Genomic DNA, 18,242 nt, shown 5'->3' with positions numbered 1-18,242 from the left:
ACCGCTGCCCCGGCAGTTCCCGTCATCCCGTTCCGGCCCGTCCGCCCACGGCCTCAGGAAGCCGGGCGGCCCATCATGGAGAGAACCATGCGCGTACACATTGACCAGGACAAGTGCTGCGGCGCCGGAAGCTGTGTGCTGTCCGCGCCGGAGGTGTTCGACCAGCGCGAGGAGGACGGCATCGTCCTGCTGCTCGACGCCGAACCGCCGGCCGCACTGCACGAAGCCGTGCACGAGGCGGCGGCCATCTGCCCGGCCGCGGCCATCACGGTAGAACAGGCGGAGCGGGTGTAGCCGATTCCTTCGGGCCTGGCCCGCGGGGCACGTGCGGTCGCCGTCAGAGGGACGGATTCCTCCTGACGGCGACGTTCACGGGGGCAGTGACCCGGCCCGCCCCGGAAGAGCCGCCCCGGCCGGGCGCCCCTACCCCTGCGGCACCAGCCCGTCCTCGACCAGCCCGTCCTCGACCAGCCCGGCCAGCACCGCCTCGCCCAGCGCATGCACCGCGGACTGCGGCCGCACCATCACCGTGAACTCCTTGATCCGGCCCGCCTCGTCGAACTGCAGCAGATCGATGCCATGGATCTCCTTGCCGTTCACGGTGGCCCGGAAGATCAGGACCGTGGAGTCGGCGGAGCCGCCGTCCGCTCCCGCCGCCGTCTGCGCACTGCCCGTCAGCTCGCCCACGTAGTGGAAGTCCTCGAAGGTGCGCACCAGCACCCCGAAGAGCCCGAGCACCATCGGCCGCCCCTCGAAGGGCGTGAACTTCACCGGGCTGTAGAGGCGGACGTCCTCGGTGAACAGCCCGTCCAGCGCATCGAGTTCCTGTGCCTCCACCGCCGCCTTGAAGCGGTCCGCGGTCGTCCCCATGACTCTTCCTCCTCGCCTCGGCCGGGCAGCCGTCCGAACAGCCGCGGGCGCACCCCGGCCGCGGTTCGGTCCCCGCCCTCTCATAGTCGTGACTATGATTAGTCATATTCTTGAGTATGGGAAGGGGTGGCCGGGCCATGGCTCTCAGGCACGCGGTGCTGGCGGCACTGCTGGACGGCGAGTACAGCGGCTATCAGCTGGCCAAGGCGTTCGACGCCGGGGTCGCCAACTTCTGGCACGCACTGCCGCAGCAGCTCTACGCGGAGCTGACCAAACTGGAGGCGGACGGGCTGGTCGCCGGCCGCCAGGTGATCCAGGAGACCCGGCCGAACAAGCGGCTGTTCCATGTCACCGAGGAGGGCCTGGCCGAGCTGGAGCGGTTCGCGGCGACCACCGCCAAGCCGTCGTTCATCCGCGACGATCTGCTGGTCAAGGTGCAGGCCGTGGACCGGATCGACGCCGCGCCGGTGATCGAGCAGCTGGACGCGCGGGCGCGGACCGCCGCCGCCAAGGTCGAGATCCTCGAACAGCTGGCGGTGCGGCTGCGCGACGGGCGGGACGAGGCGGAGTTCCTGGCCCACGGCGCGCGGCTCGGCCCGTATCTGACCTGTCTGCGCGGTCTCGCCTTCGAACGGGAGACCCGCGACTGGTGCGAGCGGAGCGCCGGCATCCTGCGGGCGCGGCATGGCGGGCACGAAGAGCCGTAGGGCGGCCCGGCATTCAGCGACAGACCCCGGGCCCGAACAACGGCCGAGGGATCGTTTCGCCGCAACTCCTTCGTGTGACGACGCACATCACCGGGCGGAAGGCCGGGAAGCACACATTCCGCACGGAACCGGAATGGAAGGAATATCCGTATGCGTCTTCGTCACACCGCCGCCATCGCCGTCAGCACGCTCGCGCTCGCCCTGTCCCTGCCCGCCGCCCCGGCCGGCGCGGCCACCGGCCCCTTCACCTACATCTACACCGACCAGACCGGCACGCCGCACGTGGGACTGCTGCCGGACCCGGTGAGCCAGGTGTGCATCACCCTCCCCGAAGTGGCCGACCCGGCCGTGCCGCCCGCGCACACCCCGAAGAACTACACCTCGTCCGTCGCGACGGTGTTCGCGGGCGCCGACTGCACGGGCGACTACTTCAGCCTCCGGCCGAACGGCGGTCATGGCTCGGAGCGGCTGAAGGTCCGCTCGGTGGTCTTCTCCTGATCCGACGCCGGCCGCCGGCCACCGGCCACCGGAGCGCTACGGCCGGCCGCGACCCCGGTCCGGCGGGGTAGGTGACCGCCTACTGGCCGGGGTCGGCGGGCAGGGCCAGCTCTCATGGGCCACGGGCCGACGGCCGGCCGACGGATGGCAGATGGCGGAGGGCAGATGGCGGAGGGCGGAGGACCTTGCGGGCCCCCGGGCCCGAGGGGGGTTCGGCCAGTACTAGGCACGCCCCGCATAGGCTGAAGGGGCACTGGTCAGGGCAGGCGGAAGGACGCATTCTCGGTGGCATGACACACACCTCTGTCTCCGCGTACGCCGCGCCCGCCCCGAAGGCACCGCTGGAGCGGATCACGATTCCGCGCCGCGAGTTGGGTGCCCACGACGTCCTGATCGACATCAAGTACGCCGGTATCTGCCACTCCGACATCCACACCGTGCGCGCCGAGTGGGGCGACGGCGGGGCCTTCCCGATCGTCCCCGGCCATGAGATCGCCGGTGTGGTCGCCGAGGTCGGCGCCGAGGTCACCCGCTACCGGGCAGGCGACCGGGTCGGCGTCGGCTGCTTCGTCGACTCCTGCCGGGAGTGCGACAACTGCCGGGCCGGGCTGCAGCAGTACTGCACCGGCGAGCTCGGCAACGTCGGCACGTACAACGCCACCGGCCGGGACGGCGAGACCACCCACGGCGGCTACTCCACCCATATCGTCGTCGACGAGAACTACGCACTGCGGATACCCGAGAGCATCCCGCTGGACGCCGCGGCCCCGCTGCTCTGCGCCGGTATCACCCTCTACTCGCCGCTCGCCCACTGGAAGGCCGGCCCCGGCAAGAAGGTCGCGGTCGTCGGCCTGGGCGGCCTCGGCCACATGGGCGTGAAGATCGCGCATGCGATGGGCGCGGAGGTCACCGTGCTGAGCCAGTCGCTGCGCAAGAAGGACGACGGTCTGCGGCTGGGTGCGGACCACTACTACGCGACGTCCGACCCGGCCACCTTCGAAGAACTGGCGGGCACCTTCGACCTGATCATCAACACCGTTTCGGCCAACCTGGACGTGAACGCCTACCTCGGGCTGCTGCGCACCGACGGCACCCTGGTCCAGGTCGGCGCCCCGGAGAATCCGCTGCCGGTCGCGCCGTTCGCACTGCTCCCGCAGCGCAAGTCGATCGCCGGCTCGATGATCGGCGGCATCCCGGAGACCCAGGAGATGCTCGACTTCTGCGGTGGGCACGGGCTGGCCGCGGACATCGAGGTGATCAGCGCGGACCGGATCAACGAGGCGTACGAGCGGGTCATGGCGAGCGATGTGCGCTACCGCTTCGTGATCGACACCGCCACGATCTGATCCCTCCGGGGGTCTCCTCCCCCTGCGCGATGCCGCCCGGGGTGGCCTGTTGCGGGCCGCCCCGGGCGGATGCGTACGCGGCAGTCGGCGAACGGGGCCGCCCCGCGCTCCCGGACGCCGCACCCCGCACCCCGCACCCCGGAGGTCGCACACCGCACACCGCACACCCCACACCCCACACCCCACACCGCATTATTGAAAATGGCACCCATTTCCATATAGCCTCCCGACGACGCCCCGGTGCACCGCGCCGGCACCCACCCGTCCCGTAGGAGGCCCGTCCCATGGCCGTACCCAAGCGCAAGCTCTCCCGCAGCAACACCCGCCACCGCCGGGCCCAGTGGAAGGCCACCACTCCCCAGCTGGTGCCCGTCACCGTCGACGGCTCCGTGTACCAGGTGCCGCGCCGTCTGGCGAAGGCCTACCGGCTCGGCCTGATCGACCCGAAGGGCTGACCGGCCATGACGCACTCCCGGCTGCCGGTCACCGTCCTCTCCGGCTTCCTCGGCGCCGGCAAGACCACCCTGCTCAACCACATCCTGGGCAACCGGGAGGGCCTGCGCGTCGCCGTCATCGTCAATGACATGAGCGAGATCAACATCGACGCCGCGCTGGTGCGCGGTGGCGATGCGGCGCTGTCCCGCACCGAGGAGCGGCTCGTCGAGATGACCAACGGGTGCATCTGCTGCACCCTGCGCGACGATCTGCTGGAGGAGGTCGACCGGCTGGCCCGGGAGGGGCGCTTCGACCATCTGCTGATCGAGTCCAGCGGCATCTCCGAACCGATGCCGGTCGCCGCGACCTTCGCCTTTCCCCGCGACGACGGCGCCACGCTCGGCGACCTCGCGCGCCTGGACACCATGGTCACCGTCGTCGACGCGGCCGGCTTCCTCCCCGAACTCGCCGGCGGCGACGGCCTCGCCGAGCGCGGGCTCGACCAGTACGAGGACGACGAGCGCACGGTCAGCGATCTGCTCATCGACCAGATCGAGTTCGCCGACGTCATCGTGCTCAACAAGACCGATCTGGTCGACGCCGAGGCCGCCGTACGCCTGCAGGCGACGCTGGCCCGGCTCAACCCGGCCGCCCGCATCGCCCCGGCGCGCTACGGCACGGTGGCGCCGACCGAGGTACTGGGCACCGGCCTCTTCGACCTGGAGCGCGCCCAGCAGGCGCCGGGCTGGGTCCGCGAACTCAACGGTGACCATGTCCCGGAGACCGAGGAGTACGGCATCTCCAGCACCGTCTTCCGCGCCGGCCGCCCCTTCCACCCGGCCCGCCTCTGGCACTTCGTCACCGAACAGCTCGACAGCGGCGCCTTCGGCGACATCCTCCGCTCCAAGGGCTTCTTCCGGCTCGCCACCCGCCCCGGCCTCACCGGGCTGTGGTCCCAGGCCGGTTCGGTCGCCCGCTTCGAGCCGTCGGGCGTGGACGACGCGCGTACGGAGCCCGCCACGGCGAGCGGTGCGGAGCCGGGCCCGGCCGGCCAGGAGCTGGTCTTCATCGGCACCGGTCTGCGCGCCGGGCCGCTGCACACCGCCCTGACCTCCTGCCTCCTCGCCCCCGACGAACCCGCGCCCACGGCGGCCGATGACCCGTTCCCGGCCTGGGGCGTCCACGGCGCCGAGGACCTGTGCGCCCACGAGAGCGCGACGGAGGAGCCGGCCGTGCCGCTCGCCGGGTGACCGGGCCACGGACTTCAAGCTGCAGCGGCATCGCGCGGATGCCGCGGCGCTCGCCGAGTACCGCCGGCTCGCGGAGCGGGTCGCCGCCCAGCAGGAGACGATGAGCGCCCAGTTGGCCGAGCTGGGCGACCGGGTCAAGGCCGTGGAGAAGCTGCTGCAGAGCGTGGGCTGAGGCCCGTCGGCGGGCGGGCGCGGCCCGGCGGAAGAATTCTTGCTCCGCCCGGCAACCCCCGCCCCCGCCGCACGTCGTCAGGGGTGAGGGCGCCATCCGGCGCCGCCCCGTCGATGAACGTGGAGCAGCCGACCGTGAAGTCCACCCGTACCTTCCGCACCACCTCCGCCGCCCGGCCGTACGCCGCCCGCCCCCGTCTGCGCGGTGCGGCCGGCGCCGGGCTGGTCGCGGCGCTCGCCCTGGCCGCGCTGTCGGCCGGCACCGCGCACGCCGAGGACCACACGGCCGCATCGCCGCGCCCGTCCACCGGCCATGCGTCCGCGTCGCCCGTCCCGCAGCCGACCGACGGCAGTGCGCGGCCCGTGCCGGACACCAGCACCCCGCCGGCGGCCACCGCCCCGCCCTCCTCCCCCGGCGCCCCGCGGCCCAGCGCCAGCCCCACCCACCCGGGAACGCAGCCGCCCAGCGCCACGCCGTCCTCCCCCGGCAAACCCAGCCCCACCCCCGCCAACGGACAGGGCAGCGACAAGGAACTCGCCCGCACCGGGGCCTCCTCCGCGACCACCATGGCGCTCGGCGGCGTCGCCGCTGCCCTGATCGCCGCGGGTGGCGGCACCGTCTACGCGGTCCGCCGCCGCCGCGGCTGAGCCGCTCCCCACCGCTCGCCCGAGGAAGCGATGGAGTACTCCGCCGCCCCGCACCACGCCCCGGTACGGTTCGCCCTGCCGGGGCTCCGGCCTGCCCTGTGGCGGTGGCTGCTGCGCACCGCCCGCCCGGCCGCCGCCCACCGTGAGACGCCACGCCCCGGGCACCCGGCCCGGCCTGCCGCGTACGGCCAACCGGCCGGCTCCCAGCTCCGGTTGCCCGACGCCGAGGGCACCGCGCCGCCCGATCCCGCCCCCACGATCAGCGAGCTGTACCACGCACACCGGCTGAACATGGTCCGGCTGGCCGTCCTGCTCGTCGACGACCGCGCCACCGCGGAGGACGTCGTCCAGGACGCGTTCACCGCGCTCTACAAGCGGCACGGCGAGCAGCTCGACGAGGTCGACAACGCGCTCGCCTATCTGCGCACCGCGGTGGTCAACGCCGCACGCTCGGTGCTGCGGCGCCGGCGGACCGCGCGTGCGTACACCCCGCCGTACGAGGCGGACGCGCCGTCCGCCGAGGAGCGGATCGTGCTGGACGAGGAGCACCGGGAGGTGTTCGCCGCACTGAGCGGACTGACCGCCCGCCGCCGGGAGGTGCTCGTGCTGCGCTACTGGGGCGATCTGACGGAGGCGCAGATCGCGACGACGCTGGGCATCAGCCGCGGCTCGGTGAAATCCCTCGCCAGCCGCGCCCTGGACTCGCTGGAGAAGATCTTGGAGGCGCGGTCATGAACGGCCCCGGCACGGGTATCGGCCGCACCGGAGACGGCCCGGGAGACAGCCCGGGAGGCGGTGGGGGTGGCATCGGGTCCGGCCCCGATTTCGGCAGCGTGGCCGAACGCCCCGTGGAGGACCGGCTGCGACGGGCCTTCACCGCGCGCGCCGAGAGCATCGGCATCCGGGATCTGCGGCCCGCCGCGCCCCCGGGGCCCGCACTGCGCCGCGGCCGGCTGCCCGGTCTACGCCAGCCCTGGCTGCGCCGTTTCGGGCTGCCGCTGGCCGCGGCCGCCGCGGGCGCAGCCGTCGCGCTCGGCTATCTGGCGACCGCCCCCGACGGCCCGCCGGACCGGCCGTTGCCCGCGCGGCCGCCGCACTCCGTCACCCCGTCACCGGAGTCGACGCCCACGGAACCGACCCCCGCGCCGTCGCGGGGCGAGCCGTCGGCGGGCGGCGGGCGCAGCGCCACGCCCTCCGGCTCGCCGCCCCCCGCCACCGGCTCGGCACGGCCGCCGCGGAACCTCCCCACGGAGCCCCCCACGGCCCGGCCGTCGGGGCAGCCGGACGGCCGTCCCTCCGGCACCGCCCCGCCGTCCTCCGCGACCCCGTCCGCCACCACCCCCGCACCACAAGGCGGCGAGAAGAACAACTCCCCTACAACATCGTCGAGTTGAGGATGCTACGGACAGTCTTCACCTGCTCCGGGGACACCGGCACGGGGCCGCCGCCCCCACACCCCGAGCGCCACCACGAGCAGCGTCCCGCCCAGGCACAGCAGCGCGAACAGATCACCGGTCCGGCTGTAGAGGGTGTCCGTCCGCGGCTGCACCGGCACCTGGGCGACCAGCGTCTGCCGGTCCGCGGTGAAGTAGTCCGCCATGCCCCGGGTGCGGCCCTGATGGTCCACCGCGGTGGCGACGCCGTGCACGGACTGCCGGACCATGGCATAGCCGTACTCGACGGACCGGAAGACGGCCCGCTGCGCATGCAGCGACTCGAACCCTGCCCAGTCGTTGGCGGGCACCATGATCAGGGCGGTGCCCTTGTCCGCCGCCTGCCGCATCAGCCTGGGGAAGTCGGTGTCGTAACAGATCACCGTGGCCAGCCGCCCGTACGGCGAACCGGCGACGGGTACGGCCCCCTTGCCGGGCGTCATCGGCTCCATCGGGGTGGGGTGCGTCTTGTCGTAGGTCCAGGCGACCTTCCCCTCCGGTGTCACCAGGGCGGCGACATTGCGCACGTAGGGCGGCTGCGGGGTGTAGAGGGCGAAGGCGGTGTTCACGTAGACCTGGCGCTTCCGGGCGATCTCGGCGACCCGGCCGAGCAGCCGCTGCCGGCCGTCGGCCAACACACCGGCCTGGGTCTCCGGCCACACCACGATCCGCGCACCGGCCCGCGCCTCCCCGTCGGTGGCCGCCACCAGATCGTCGGCCACCGGCGCCAGCGCCGCGCGGACCCGGCGCGGATCGGCCCGCACCAGGTTCCGCGGCCGCCACAGCTCCTGCCCGGCCGCGTGCAGCGCCCGTTCGGTGGCCCGCTCCGCGGCACGGCCGGCGCTGATGCCGGCGACCCGAACGGTGTCCGTCGTCGGCGCGAAGCACACCAGCCGTACGCCACCGGCGCCCAGCACCAGGGCCGAGACCCCGGCCCACACCACCGCGCCGCGCCGGATCTCCCGCCACCGGAAGCCGCGCCGCCAGGCCCAGTGCGCGACCGAGGCCGTCCACGCCACCAGGAAGCTGACCCCGTACACACCGGTGACGGAGGCGAGTTGGACCAGCGGCAGAAAGCCGTGCTGGGTGAAGCCGAGCACCCCGTAGTCGCCGAAGCCGGCCAGCTGCGTGAAGAGATACTCACCGCAGACCAGGACCACCGGAAAGACCAGCGTCGAGCGCATCGAGCCGGAGCGCGCCGCGACCAGCCGGTCGGCGGCGAAGGACAGCGTCTGCACCACGGCGAGCACCGCGAACAGCGCCAGTACGGACGGCACGAACGCCATCCCCGTCGAGACCAGCCACACCAACTGGGCAAGGCCCAGGGCACATCCGACGCGCAGCAGCCCGTGACGGGCCGGCCGCAGCCCGGCATAGCGCAGCAGAAAGACCGGAAACAGCCAGGCAGCCGACGCCATATGCCAGTTGCTGTGCACGGCGAGGATCAGCAGCACAGTGCCCGCCCCCCACAGCCACCGCCCGCCCGGCCGGACCCGCACCGCCCGCCCCACCCCGCTCCCCCGGGCCTTCCTCTCTCCCTCTCCCCCGCCCTCTCTCCTGCGCTCCCGTATTCCGAGCACGCCGCTCCCCTCTCGCCCTCCGCGTACGCATCGCTCGACGCGTACCGGGACGCTAGGGGCCACGGCCCCTCGTCACCGCTGCCATTCGGCAGGAACGACCCCCGACTTTCGTCCAGTCCCGGGTGCGGCGGACCGCACGCCGGGGTGCGTTAGCCAGGCGTTAGCCGATCGCCAGCACCCGCACCGAAGGTCGGTACACGCCACCGTCCGGGGAGCCCCTATGCCCATCACTGCCACCACCGCCCGCCGGGCCGCCGCCGCAGCAGCTCTCCTCGTCACCAGCACGCTGGCCCTGACCACCGGCTGCCACGACGACGTCGGCCACAAGGCCGACGGCGCCGCCACGGCCGTATCGCCGGCCCCCACCCCGCCGTCCGCGAACGGCGGCGGCAACCCGCCCCCCGCCGGCCCGGACGGCCTGGTCGCCTGTACCCCCGAGATGCTCACCTTCCATGCCGGCGCGATGCCGCGGCGGAACCACCGCATGCTGCTGACGGTCACCAACTTCTCCGACCGGCCCTGCACCTTCGCCGCCCAGCCCTACCCCTTGCTGCGGTTCGGCGACGACCGGCAGGCCCCCCTCCCGGAGATCGCGGCCAGCGAACCGCCGGCCGTGGTCTCCCTGCCGCCCAACAGGACCGCGTACGCCCTGATCACCACCTCCGCCGCCGGGCCGGACGGCAAGCACCACCGGGGCAGAAAGGTCTCCCAGTTCGGCGTCGCCCTGACGGCCCGTGCCACCCCCACCCAGGTCGGCCTGGACGGCCGCTTCCCGGTCCGTGTCGACCCGCACACCGCCACGGTCACGTACTGGCAGCCGAGCCTGGCGGCCACCCGGAAGTGGTGACGCCCGGACGCGACAGGCGGGCCGGCGCCCGCCGCGACAGGACATTCCCTAGGCCGTTCGGGTCGCATCCGGCCATATCTGCCGGGCCTCCACTCCCCAATGATCCAAATTTGCCGCCAATGATCCTTTTGCACTGCTGCGGCATGGCTGCGCCCGGTGCCGCTCGCCCGGTAGGCTTTCCGTGTGATCTTCAAGCGCATCGGAAACGGCCGGCCGTACCCGGACCACGGCCGGGAGAGCACCCGCCAGTGGGCGGACGTCGCCCCGCGCCCGGTACGCCTCGACCAGTTGGTGACGACCAAGCAGCAGCTCGACCTCGAAACGCTGCTCGCCGAGGACTCGACGTTCTACGGCGACCTCTTCGCGCATGTCGTGAAGTGGGAGGGCGACCTCTATCTGGAGGACGGGCTGCACCGCGCGGTACGCGCGGCCCTTCAGCAGCGCCAGGTTCTGCACGCCCGCGTGCTCGAACTCGACTGACGCCCCGAACCTCCCTGGCCAACAGGCCGGAAATCACCTCTTACCGCCCGGCACCGCCCAACCCACCCTGCCCGAATTGACCCTTTTGGGTTGGGTCTCGCGCCACGCGTTGATCATCTAGTAGGCACGGACCTCCGCCCGCACTACGCTGCGCCCATGAGCATGCTGACGCCCCCAGGCATGGGCGGTAAGAAGTACCGCATCACGGGCGACAGGTATCCGCGGATGCGCCGTCCCCGCCACCGTCGCCGGATCGTTCTTTCCCTCGTCGCCGCCGCCTGCGCCCTCGGTCTGGCCGGCTGGGGGACCCTGCAGCTCATCGACGTCTTCGGCGGCCGGACCCGCACCGCCCACGCCGCCCAGGACAAACAGAAGTGCCCGGACGGCGCCGAGGCGGACGCCGCCCAGGCGAAGACCGCCGCCCGGAAGCTGCCCGCGCCCGGCACGCTGACCGTCAACGTCCTCAACGCCACCCCGCGCTCCGGACTCGCCAAGCGCACCGCCGACGATCTGCAGAAGCGCGGCTTCAAGATCGGCAAGGTGGGCAACGCTCCCGCCGCCTACGACAAGAAGGTCAAGGGCATCGGGATGCTGCTCGGCCCCAAAGCGGCGGTCGACGGCCCGCTGAAGGTGCTCGCCACCCAGCTCACCGGCGCCCAGCAGAAGACCGACGACCGCAAGGGCGCCGAGCTCGACCTGATCATCGGCGACTCCTTCAAGGCGCTGGCCCCTCAGCAGGCCGCCGCCAAGTCCCTGTCCCTGCTGACCCATCCGTCCCCGGTCCCGGCCGCCGACGCCAAGTGCTGACCGCACACGGACGGGCCCTGCACCAACCCGTGGTGCAGGGCCCGAACAATGATCAGGTGGGAAAGGCGGGGCCCGCTCAGCCGGCGGTGCCGTACATCCGGTCGCCCGCGTCGCCGAGGCCCGGCACGATGTAGCGGGCCTCGTTCAGCCGCTCGTCGACCGCCGCGGTGACCACCGTCACCGGCGTCCCGGCCAGCTCCTTCTCCATGACCTCGACGCCTTCCGGCGCGGCCAGCAGACAGATCGCGGTGACATCGTCCGCACCGCGCTTGATCAGCTCACGGATCGCCGCGACCAGCGTGCCGCCGGTGGCGAGCATCGGGTCGACGACATACACCTGACGGCCCGAGAGGTCGTCCGGCATCCGCGTGGCGTACGTGTGCGCCTCGTACGTCTCCTCGTTGCGGACCATCCCCATGAAGCCGACCTCGGCGGTGGGCAGCAGCCGGACCATGCCGTCCAGCATGCCCAGACCGGCCCGCAGGATCGGGACGACCAGGGGGCGCGGGTGCGACAGCCGCACACCGGTGGTCGCCGTCACCGGGGTCTCGATGTCGACCCGTTCGGTACGCACATCGCGGGTGGCCTCGTACGCGAGCAGGGTGACCAGCTCGTCGGCGAGCCGCCGGAAGGTGGGGGAGTCGGTGCGCTTGTCGCGCAGAGTGGTGAGTTTGTGCGCCACCAGCGGGTGGTCGACGACGTGGATCCGCATGACATCGACAGTAACCGAGCCGGAAGGCCCCGGCGCCCGCCGTGCACCTCCCGGCGGGCGAGCGCGACAGCGCGAGGTGGCCGGCATCAAACCACTGAAAGGAGGGAATGTGGGCACGTACGCCCGATTGGCCGTTCCGTCATCGGGCGAAGAGCTCGCCCAAGGTGGTGTGCGTGTGCCCGACCGTCAGCGGACCGATGACACGAATGACGCCGTCTCCGGCAAGCAGGACCCGTCCCCGGACGCCGGGACCGAAGCGGCGCGCCGACGGCGCCGCGCACAATTTCTGCGGGAACTGCACGAGGCCAAGGAGCTGCGGGACCGCGTCCAGCCGCGCCGCGCACGGGCCGAGCGGATGCGCCAGGCCATGCGGATGCGCACATTCCGCTGGTAGCGGAGCCCCTTGCGCCGGTAGCGGAACACCTTCGCGCCCCCGCTCGCGCTGCGGCACGTGAGCGACATCTCTCACAACCTCCGCACGACGCAGCGCCGAAGACCCCGCGCGGACGCGTTGTTTCTGCCACGATTCCGAAGGGGCGGGACCAACGGCGTGCAGCGCCGCCCCGCCCGGCCCGGCACGCCTATGACCAGTGGGAGAGTCACGGTGTACTTCGCCGCACTGCTCGCGCGCACCGAAGACGGGTGGGAAGCGAGCGATACGGAGCTCGACGATGTGGAGACGCTGACCGATCTGGCCGATCTGGCCCGAGAGGCGGCGGTCGACGACGACACGGTGGTGGCCTTCATCGAGCAGGAGGACGCCTGGTTCGGCGTCATCCGCGTGGACGGCGAGGACGACCCACGGGTCTTCCTCTCCAACGCCGCCATCGCCGCCAGAAGCTCGTACGGCGCGATGCTGACCGACGAGCTGCTCGGCCGCGACGAGGACGACGCGACCGACGACCTCGACAGCCTCGACCTGGACGGCACGGAGGACGGCGAACCCGAATCCGACAACACAGTGGAGGACGACAACCCTCTGGAGGCGGTGAACGGCTCGGACGGCCCGCCGCACGGCCCGCTCGGCGATGCCGCCCTGCTGGCCGACCTGGGGGTCAGCGAGAAGGAGCTGCTGGCCCTCGACGGTGATGCGCTGAGCACCATCGCGGACTCGCTGGGCTGCACGGAGGTCCTGGAAGCCGTGCGCTGAGCCGCCCGGCCGGGCTCCTGCCCCCGGGGCTGCCGGCCCTGCCCCGGTCACGTCCCCGACACTGGGGACATGACCGTCCCCCCATCCGCCTCTCTTCCCTCCCCCGCCCCCGACCCGCTGCGCGATCCGTGGATCGCGCCGATGCGGCAGGCGCTGGGCGAGGCCGCCCGCGCCCCCGGGACCGGCGACGTCCCGGTGGGCGCCGTCGTGCTGTCCGCGGACGGCACGGTCCTCGGCACCGGCCACAACGAACGCGAGGCCACCGGCGACCCGACCGCCCACGCCGAGATCCTCGCGCTGCGCGCGGCGGCCCAAGCGGTCGGAGAGTGGCGGCTGACCGACTGCACACTCGTCGTCACCCTTGAACCGTGCACGATGTGCGCCGGCGCGATCGTGCTCTCCCGGATCGACCGCGTCGTCTACGGCGCCCGCGACGCCAAGGCCGGCGCGGCCGGCTCCCTCTGGGACGTGATCCGTGACCGGCGCCTCAACCACCGCCCCGAAGTCATCACCGGCGTCCTCGAAGCCGACTGCGCGGCCCTGCTCACCGCCTTCTTCCGCGAGCGCTGACCGGCGGCCGGAGCCCCCGGTAGCCGCCCTCCGGAATCCGATTTCGGCGCACGGCCACCCTTGGGCTAAGCTCTCTCTCGGTAGCGTGTCCGAGCGGCCGAAGGAGCGCGCCTCGAAAGCGCGTGAGGGGGCAACTCCTCCGTGGGTTCAAATCCCACCGCTACCGCTCAGAGGGCGAGGGCCCCGATCCACACCAGGATCGGGGCCCTCGTCATGTCCGGGGGCCGCGACGACCGACAGACGCCTTCGTCCGCACCGATGTCCGTACCAATTCCCCGAGAAGATCACGTGGTACCGGGACCACCGGACCTGGTGGGAGCCGTGGACAGCGCACACGAAAAACGGCGCGCCCGCCGGGACGGGCCCGCCGCGGGGCCGGGGTGGCCCGCAGGTGTCTACTGGGCGCTGCGCCTGTTGCGCGAGCGGCGGAAGAAGCGCACGAGCAGCCAGACCGCCACGATCACCAGTGCCAGGAAGAGGACGAACAGCACGATCAGGACGATGCCGAGCTTCTTGAAGAAGCTGCCCTTCTTCTTCGCCTTCGACTTCCACTTCGACGCCTTGGACTTGGCGACCGTCGAGAAGTGCGGCGCGTGATGCGCACGGTGAGGGCGGTGCGAGACGGGCTGCGCGGGAGCGGCGGCGAGCCGTACGGAGGCATCGGCGCCCCGGCCCGGAGCGCTCGCGGTGGCCACCGCCCGTGCGGTGTCCCCCGCGCTGCGGCCCGCTGCCGCTGCCGGTGCGACGGCCGCGGCCAGCAGACCGGCCAGCAGCGCCAGCACGACGGCCGGCCGCCGCGTCAGGGGCAGCCGGAGGCCGCCGCGGGCCGGCCGGGCGGCTCGGTGGGACGAATCGGGCGCGGGTGATGCGGAGTTCATGGGCATCCTTCGGTTCCCCCTTGGGACGAGCGTCCCGCCATTATGTGCCGCGGCCCGGCGCCTGTCGCCGCACACGACGGAGCCCCGCCGCCGGGCCGTTTCCTGGCGTCCCCCTTGGTGGCCAGGGACGGCTCGGAGGCGGAGCTCCTGCTCGGCTGGGGAGGCGGCGTCAGAGGACGGCGCTCCCCCCGAGGAGGACCGCGCCTCAAGCCCACGCCGCCGTCAGGGGACGGTACTGGCGCGGACCCCGCAGCGAGGCTCCGGTCCCGGGGGCCGTGGATTCCTGCCAGATCCACCGGCCCACCTCTTTCAGGGTGCCTCCTGGGAGCCGTCCCAACAGGCAGGCGAAGGACCCCCTTTGGTGGGTCTTTGGTCCATAAAGTCCGGATCAGTGCCGGGCGGTGGAGGACGTACCCGGCGGGCGGCCCGCAGCCTCGACTCCCGAGATCGAACACGTGTGGTTACACTCGCCCGACTGCAACCGGGAACTGCAGGCACAGCCGTAGGGGACTGCGTAGGGGAGACGGGACTGATGGCGCAGGCGAAGAAGATCGCGTTGTACATGATCATTGTCTTCGTGCTGTACACGATCATCACCTCCCCGCAGCGGGCCGCCGAAATGGTGCAGATAGGCTTCGAGGGCATCTCGTCCGCCGCTCAGGGCGTCGGCGAGTTCATGACCCAGCTGATCAACTAGGGACCGCCCGCCCCGGCCGGCAGGACCTGGGGGCCGCCCGGCGACCGGACCGGCCCGTGGTCGGCCGGCGCCCCAGCCCCGGCCCAGCCGCCCGACCGGACCGGCTGCGCCTCGTCCGCCGCACGGAGGCTCCCGTGATCCGCCACCTGGTCCTGTTCAAGCTCAACGAAGGTGTCTCCCGCGACGAGGAGCGGGTGCAGGCCGGCGTCCGCGCGTTCGCGGCACTGGAGGGCGAGATTCCGGAGCTGGCGTTCTGGGAGTGCGCCTGGAACATCACCGACCGCCCGATCGCCTACGACTTCGCGATCAACTCGGCCGTGGCCGACCAGGACGCTCTCAAGCGGTACATCGAGCACCCGGCCCACCAGGCGGCCGCTGCCCAGTGGCGTGAATTCGCCACCTGGGTGATCGCCGATTACGCATTCTGAGCCGCGGCACTCCCCCGGCCCGTCCCGCCGAGCCCCTCGCCCCCCGTGGGTGGGGGGCTTTGTCGTACCCCCGGGCCCCCGCCGCCACCCAGCCGCCGGCATGGCGCCCCACACCCACTCAACTCTCTGTTCAACACGGCGTTATGGGGTGCTTGCACACAGTGCACATGTCTTGTGATGCTATGACCGCTTTTGCCGGATACATGCACTGTGAAGGGTGGCGTGACCGTGACGGCCCGTACTGCGCCCAAGGCTCCATCCCGCGAGAGCCGAAGCGCGGACACGCGGGCGCTCACGCAGGTGCTGTTCGCGGAGCTGACGGACCTGGAGCCCGGTACCCCCGAGCACACCCGGGTCCGCGCCGCACTGATCGAGGCCAATCTCCCGCTGGTCCGCTATGCCGCGGCGCGTTTCCGCAGCCGCAATGAGCCGATGGAGGACGTCATCCAGGTCGGCACCATCGGCCTGATCAATGCGATCGACCGGTTCGATCCGGACCGGGGCGTCCAGTTCCCCACCTTCGCGATGCCCACTGTCGTCGGCGAGATCAAACGCTACTTTCGAGACAATGTCCGCACGGTCCATGTGCCACGCCGTCTCCACGAGCTGTGGGTCCAGGTCAACGGCGCGACCGAGGACCTGACGGTGCTGCACGGCCGCTCCCCCACCACCGCCGAGATCGCCGAGCGACTGAAGATCGGCGAGGACGAGGTACTGGCCTGCCTGGAGGCGGGCCGCTCGTATCACGCCACCTCGCTGGAGGCCGCGCAGGAGGGCGACGGTCTGCCCGGCCTGCTCGACCGCCTCGGATACGAGGACCCGGAGCTGGCCGGCGTCGAGCACCGCGACCTCGTACGGCACCTCCTGGTCCAGCTGCCCGAGCGCGAGCAGCGGATCCTTCTGCTGCGTTACTACAGCAATCTGACGCAGTCACAGATCAGTGCGGAGCTAGGGGTGTCGCAGATGCATGTCTCGCGGCTACTGTCGCGGAGCTTCGCTCGGCTGCGATCCGCAAACAGGATCGACGCATAGCCGGGACGGGCGACCCGATCCTGCACAGATATGTCGACATGGCGCTACAGCGTGTTGCCGACATGTGACATTCTGCAGGAACCGCGTTTGCCGCGGCGCTGCCTCCGGTATTCAGGTGGAGGTATCACTCCTCGGTCCACCCCGGTCCGAGGACGCCGCAGCGACCCGACCGCGACCTCAAGGGGGTGGCATGTCCGTAGAACTGGGCAGCTCGAAGGTGCTTCCCGCGATTCCCGCGCCCGCACCGCACGTGCATGACGACGACGCCATCAATACCCGCACGCTCTCCCGCTCCCTGTTCCTGCGGCTGGCCTCGCTCGACAAGGACTGCGCGGAGCGTACGTACGTCCGCGACACGCTCATCGAGCTGAACCTCCCGCTCGTCCGCTATGCGGCCGCCCGTTTCCGCAGCCGCAACGAGCCGATGGAGGACATCGTCCAGGTCGGCACGATCGGTCTGATCAAGGCGATCGACCGTTTCGACTGCGAACGCGGCGTGGAATTCCCGACGTTCGCGATGCCTACCGTGGTCGGTGAGATCAAGCGCTTCTTCCGCGACACCTCGTGGTCGGTGCGGGTCCCGCGCCGGCTCCAGGAGCTCCGGCTCGCCCTCACCAAGGCCAGTGACGAGCTCTCCCAGAAGCTGGACCGCTCCCCGACCGTTCCCGAACTGGCCCTGTGCCTGGGGGTGTCGGAGGAGGATGTCGTCGACGGGCTGGCCGTCGGCAACGCGTACACCGCCTCCTCGCTCGACTCCCCCTCCCCCGAGGACGACGGCGGCGAGGGCTCCCTCGCGGACCGCCTCGGCTACGAGGACAGCGCCCTGGAAGGCGTGGAGTACCGCGAGTCCCTCAAGCCCCTGCTGGCCAAACTCCCGGCCCGTGAGCGCCAGATCATCATGCTGCGCTTCTTCGCCAACATGACACAGTCCCAGATCGGCGAGGAGGTCGGCATCTCCCAGATGCATGTCTCCCGGTTGCTCACCCGCACTCTGGCGCAGCTGCGCGAGGGCCTCATCTCCGACTGAGGAACGGTCCGCCGAGGGGCTGTACGGCGCTTCGTGCCGCTCGGCGGACAGTTGTAAGAGGAGCAGGAGGAGCAGGAGGAAAGCGGGGGTGCCGCGCGGGAGATGCGCGCCCCGGCTGCCCGAAGGGCCTACACGGGCCGTACGAGGCTCGTGCGCCCCGTCCATGGATCCGTAGCCCCGCCGCCCTCGCGGCCTCAGCATGGGTGCCGCCGCATGCGGAATACCGCATACCGCGCCCCCGGGTTCGGCCGACATCGCGGCTCATGCGCGGGACAACGGTCAGCGCCCAGCGACGCACCCCTCGTCCGTGCCGTCCTCGTGGATCTCCGAACGCAGCCCGGCGAACAGGGACTTGATGCGGGCCTTGCCGGACGTCCGTCCGTGCCCGTCGTCCGTTGGCCGCTACCTGTCACCTGTCGCCTGTCGCCTGTCGCCTGTCGCCTGTCGCCTGTCGCCTGTCGCCTGTCGCCTGTGAGCGTCAACCGGCCGACGCTGGAAGCTCGGCCGAAGGTGAGCTCAAGGGCCCGTCGCTGCACGGGTCGCGGGGGTCGCACCGGTCACACCGGTCACACCGGTCACACCGGTCACACCGGTCACACCAGGGTCATCATCCGGCCACACCCGAGCCGCGCGCCCGGCCGCGCCCGGCCTCGTCCGGCCTCGTCCGGCCTCTGTA

General features: G+C 71.9%; 23 protein-coding genes and 1 tRNA gene. 20 read left to right on the top strand and 4 right to left on the bottom strand.

The features are described 5' to 3' along the window. Positions 1-87 precede the first annotated feature (87 nt). Entirely contained in the window at positions 88-294 is a 207-nt protein-coding gene (locus AB0C46_RS04085) for a ferredoxin (RefSeq protein WP_362825513.1), read from the top strand. 129 nt (positions 295-423) lie between these two features. On the opposite strand, the gene AB0C46_RS04080 is transcribed toward AB0C46_RS04085, so the two are convergent. Continuing rightward, positions 424-870: a nuclear transport factor 2 family protein gene (locus tag AB0C46_RS04080; protein WP_362825512.1), complete on the bottom strand. Its 447-nt coding sequence runs from the start codon at positions 868-870 to the stop codon at positions 424-426. Between the two features lie 137 nt (positions 871-1,007). Here AB0C46_RS04080 and AB0C46_RS04075 point away from each other — a divergent pair, with 137 nt between their 5' ends. From AB0C46_RS04075 to AB0C46_RS04040, 8 genes are all read left to right on the top strand, one after another. Further along, positions 1,008-1,577, top strand: a complete 570-nt coding sequence (locus tag AB0C46_RS04075) for a PadR family transcriptional regulator (RefSeq protein WP_362825511.1) — start codon at positions 1,008-1,010, stop codon at positions 1,575-1,577. A 150-nt stretch (positions 1,578-1,727) separates the two neighbouring features. Continuing rightward, positions 1,728-2,075, top strand: a complete 348-nt coding sequence (locus tag AB0C46_RS04070) for a hypothetical protein (RefSeq protein ID WP_362825509.1) — start codon at positions 1,728-1,730, stop codon at positions 2,073-2,075. 290 nt (positions 2,076-2,365) lie between these two features. After that, on the top strand, positions 2,366-3,421 hold the full coding sequence (locus AB0C46_RS04065) for an NAD(P)-dependent alcohol dehydrogenase (protein ID WP_362825508.1): 1,056 nt from the start codon (positions 2,366-2,368) through the stop codon (positions 3,419-3,421). A gap of 284 nt (positions 3,422-3,705) precedes the next feature. Beyond that, the gene (gene rpmF, locus AB0C46_RS04060; RefSeq protein WP_085928160.1) at positions 3,706-3,876 is read left to right on the top strand and encodes a 50S ribosomal protein L32; all 171 of its coding nucleotides are present in this window, start codon (positions 3,706-3,708) and stop codon (positions 3,874-3,876) included. A 6-nt stretch (positions 3,877-3,882) separates the two neighbouring features. Continuing rightward, on the top strand, positions 3,883-5,106 hold the full coding sequence (locus tag AB0C46_RS04055; protein ID WP_362825507.1) for a GTP-binding protein: 1,224 nt from the start codon (positions 3,883-3,885) through the stop codon (positions 5,104-5,106). 306 nt (positions 5,107-5,412) lie between these two features. After that, entirely contained in the window at positions 5,413-5,925 is a 513-nt protein-coding gene (locus tag AB0C46_RS04050) for an LAETG motif-containing sortase-dependent surface protein (RefSeq protein WP_362825505.1), read from the top strand. A 30-nt stretch (positions 5,926-5,955) separates the two neighbouring features. Continuing rightward, positions 5,956-6,660 carry a sigma-70 family RNA polymerase sigma factor gene (locus AB0C46_RS04045; protein WP_362825504.1) on the top strand — a complete coding sequence of 235 codons (705 nt, stop codon included), beginning with the start codon at positions 5,956-5,958 and terminating at the stop codon, positions 6,658-6,660. After that, positions 6,657-7,319 (top strand): hypothetical protein, encoded by a 663-nt coding sequence (locus AB0C46_RS04040; RefSeq protein WP_362825503.1) that lies wholly within the window; start codon positions 6,657-6,659, stop codon positions 7,317-7,319. The genes AB0C46_RS04045 and AB0C46_RS04040 overlap by 4 nt, the downstream gene beginning before the upstream one ends. Before the next feature lie 5 nt (positions 7,320-7,324). Here the strand turns inward: AB0C46_RS04040 and AB0C46_RS04035 are convergent, their stop codons facing one another. Then, on the bottom strand, positions 7,325-8,812 hold the full coding sequence (locus AB0C46_RS04035) for a nitrilase-related carbon-nitrogen hydrolase (RefSeq protein ID WP_362825501.1): 1,488 nt from the start codon (positions 8,810-8,812) through the stop codon (positions 7,325-7,327). Positions 8,813-9,158: 346 nt separating this feature from the next. Between AB0C46_RS04035 and AB0C46_RS04030 the strand changes: the two genes are divergently transcribed. The 3 genes from AB0C46_RS04030 to AB0C46_RS04020 all read left to right on the top strand — a co-directional run bounded on the left by AB0C46_RS04030 (position 9,159) and on the right by AB0C46_RS04020 (position 11,072). After that, entirely contained in the window at positions 9,159-9,785 is a 627-nt protein-coding gene (locus tag AB0C46_RS04030) for a DUF4232 domain-containing protein (protein WP_362825500.1), read from the top strand. A 183-nt stretch (positions 9,786-9,968) separates the two neighbouring features. Beyond that, positions 9,969-10,265: a type II toxin-antitoxin system VapB family antitoxin gene (locus AB0C46_RS04025; protein WP_006604254.1), complete on the top strand. Its 297-nt coding sequence runs from the start codon at positions 9,969-9,971 to the stop codon at positions 10,263-10,265. 156 nt (positions 10,266-10,421) lie between these two features. Next, the gene (locus tag AB0C46_RS04020; RefSeq protein ID WP_362825499.1) at positions 10,422-11,072 is read left to right on the top strand and encodes a LytR C-terminal domain-containing protein; all 651 of its coding nucleotides are present in this window, start codon (positions 10,422-10,424) and stop codon (positions 11,070-11,072) included. 76 nt (positions 11,073-11,148) lie between these two features. Here AB0C46_RS04020 and upp read toward each other — a convergent pair whose 3' ends face one another. Continuing rightward, positions 11,149-11,784 (bottom strand): uracil phosphoribosyltransferase, encoded by a 636-nt coding sequence (upp, locus tag AB0C46_RS04015; RefSeq protein WP_127152181.1) that lies wholly within the window; start codon positions 11,782-11,784, stop codon positions 11,149-11,151. Between the two features lie 175 nt (positions 11,785-11,959). On the opposite strand from upp, the gene AB0C46_RS04010 reads away from it, so the two are divergent. The 4 genes from AB0C46_RS04010 (at position 11,960) to AB0C46_RS03995 (ending at position 13,670) form a co-directional block, all read left to right on the top strand. Beyond that, entirely contained in the window at positions 11,960-12,178 is a 219-nt protein-coding gene (locus tag AB0C46_RS04010) for a hypothetical protein (RefSeq protein WP_362825497.1), read from the top strand. Between the two features lie 210 nt (positions 12,179-12,388). Then, on the top strand, positions 12,389-12,934 hold the full coding sequence (locus AB0C46_RS04005; RefSeq protein WP_362825795.1) for a hypothetical protein: 546 nt from the start codon (positions 12,389-12,391) through the stop codon (positions 12,932-12,934). Positions 12,935-13,003: 69 nt separating this feature from the next. Beyond that, the gene (tadA, locus tag AB0C46_RS04000; RefSeq protein ID WP_362825496.1) at positions 13,004-13,504 is read left to right on the top strand and encodes a tRNA adenosine(34) deaminase TadA; all 501 of its coding nucleotides are present in this window, start codon (positions 13,004-13,006) and stop codon (positions 13,502-13,504) included. 79 nt (positions 13,505-13,583) lie between these two features. Next, positions 13,584-13,670: transfer RNA gene (locus AB0C46_RS03995), tRNA-Ser, on the top strand. A gap of 229 nt (positions 13,671-13,899) precedes the next feature. On the opposite strand, the gene AB0C46_RS03990 is transcribed toward AB0C46_RS03995, so the two are convergent. After that, positions 13,900-14,382, bottom strand: coding sequence for a hypothetical protein (locus tag AB0C46_RS03990; protein ID WP_362825494.1), 483 nt, complete (start codon positions 14,380-14,382; stop codon positions 13,900-13,902). Positions 14,383-14,914: 532 nt separating this feature from the next. Here AB0C46_RS03990 and AB0C46_RS03985 point away from each other — a divergent pair. The 4 genes from AB0C46_RS03985 to AB0C46_RS03970 all read left to right on the top strand — a co-directional run bounded on the left by AB0C46_RS03985 (position 14,915) and on the right by AB0C46_RS03970 (position 17,566). Beyond that, complete coding sequence (locus AB0C46_RS03985; RefSeq protein WP_018089850.1) at positions 14,915-15,079, top strand: hypothetical protein; 165 nt, start codon at positions 14,915-14,917, stop codon at positions 15,077-15,079. Between the two features lie 134 nt (positions 15,080-15,213). After that, positions 15,214-15,507, top strand: coding sequence for a Dabb family protein (locus AB0C46_RS03980; RefSeq protein ID WP_018089849.1), 294 nt, complete (start codon positions 15,214-15,216; stop codon positions 15,505-15,507). Between the two features lie 222 nt (positions 15,508-15,729). Next, positions 15,730-16,539 (top strand): RNA polymerase sigma factor SigF, encoded by an 810-nt coding sequence (locus tag AB0C46_RS03975; protein WP_026169670.1) that lies wholly within the window; start codon positions 15,730-15,732, stop codon positions 16,537-16,539. A 190-nt stretch (positions 16,540-16,729) separates the two neighbouring features. Then, positions 16,730-17,566 (top strand): RNA polymerase sigma factor SigF, encoded by an 837-nt coding sequence (locus AB0C46_RS03970; protein WP_026169669.1) that lies wholly within the window; start codon positions 16,730-16,732, stop codon positions 17,564-17,566. Positions 17,567-18,242: the final 676 nt, after the last annotated feature.

It is taken from the genome of Streptomyces sp. NPDC048637, assembly GCF_040650675.1.
In the GTDB taxonomy this organism is placed as follows: domain Bacteria; phylum Actinomycetota; class Actinomycetes; order Streptomycetales; family Streptomycetaceae; genus Streptomyces.
The sequence above is the reverse complement of the archived record's forward strand: the minus strand, read 5'-3'. Positions and strand labels throughout refer to the sequence as shown.

Coding starts and splice junctions, on each gene's coding strand:
- AB0C46_RS03985 (WP_018089850.1), top strand. CDS start 14,915: ATGGCGCAGGCGAAGAAGATCGCGTTGTACATGATCATTGTCTTCGTG.
- AB0C46_RS03970 (WP_026169669.1), top strand. CDS start 16,730: ATGTCCGTAGAACTGGGCAGCTCGAAGGTGCTTCCCGCGATTCCCGCG.
- AB0C46_RS04045 (WP_362825504.1), top strand. CDS start 5,956: ATGGAGTACTCCGCCGCCCCGCACCACGCCCCGGTACGGTTCGCCCTG.
- AB0C46_RS04080 (WP_362825512.1), bottom strand. CDS start 870: ATGGGGACGACCGCGGACCGCTTCAAGGCGGCGGTGGAGGCACAGGAA.
- AB0C46_RS04020 (WP_362825499.1), top strand. CDS start 10,422: ATGAGCATGCTGACGCCCCCAGGCATGGGCGGTAAGAAGTACCGCATC.
- AB0C46_RS03990 (WP_362825494.1), bottom strand. CDS start 14,382: ATGAACTCCGCATCACCCGCGCCCGATTCGTCCCACCGAGCCGCCCGG.
- AB0C46_RS04040 (WP_362825503.1), top strand. CDS start 6,657: ATGAACGGCCCCGGCACGGGTATCGGCCGCACCGGAGACGGCCCGGGA.
- rpmF (WP_085928160.1), top strand. CDS start 3,706: ATGGCCGTACCCAAGCGCAAGCTCTCCCGCAGCAACACCCGCCACCGC.
- AB0C46_RS04085 (WP_362825513.1), top strand. CDS start 88: ATGCGCGTACACATTGACCAGGACAAGTGCTGCGGCGCCGGAAGCTGT.
- AB0C46_RS04075 (WP_362825511.1), top strand. CDS start 1,008: ATGGCTCTCAGGCACGCGGTGCTGGCGGCACTGCTGGACGGCGAGTAC.
- AB0C46_RS04070 (WP_362825509.1), top strand. CDS start 1,728: ATGCGTCTTCGTCACACCGCCGCCATCGCCGTCAGCACGCTCGCGCTC.
- AB0C46_RS04055 (WP_362825507.1), top strand. CDS start 3,883: ATGACGCACTCCCGGCTGCCGGTCACCGTCCTCTCCGGCTTCCTCGGC.
- upp (WP_127152181.1), bottom strand. CDS start 11,784: ATGCGGATCCACGTCGTCGACCACCCGCTGGTGGCGCACAAACTCACC.
- AB0C46_RS04065 (WP_362825508.1), top strand. CDS start 2,366: ATGACACACACCTCTGTCTCCGCGTACGCCGCGCCCGCCCCGAAGGCA.
- tadA (WP_362825496.1), top strand. CDS start 13,004: ATGACCGTCCCCCCATCCGCCTCTCTTCCCTCCCCCGCCCCCGACCCG.
- AB0C46_RS04030 (WP_362825500.1), top strand. CDS start 9,159: ATGCCCATCACTGCCACCACCGCCCGCCGGGCCGCCGCCGCAGCAGCT.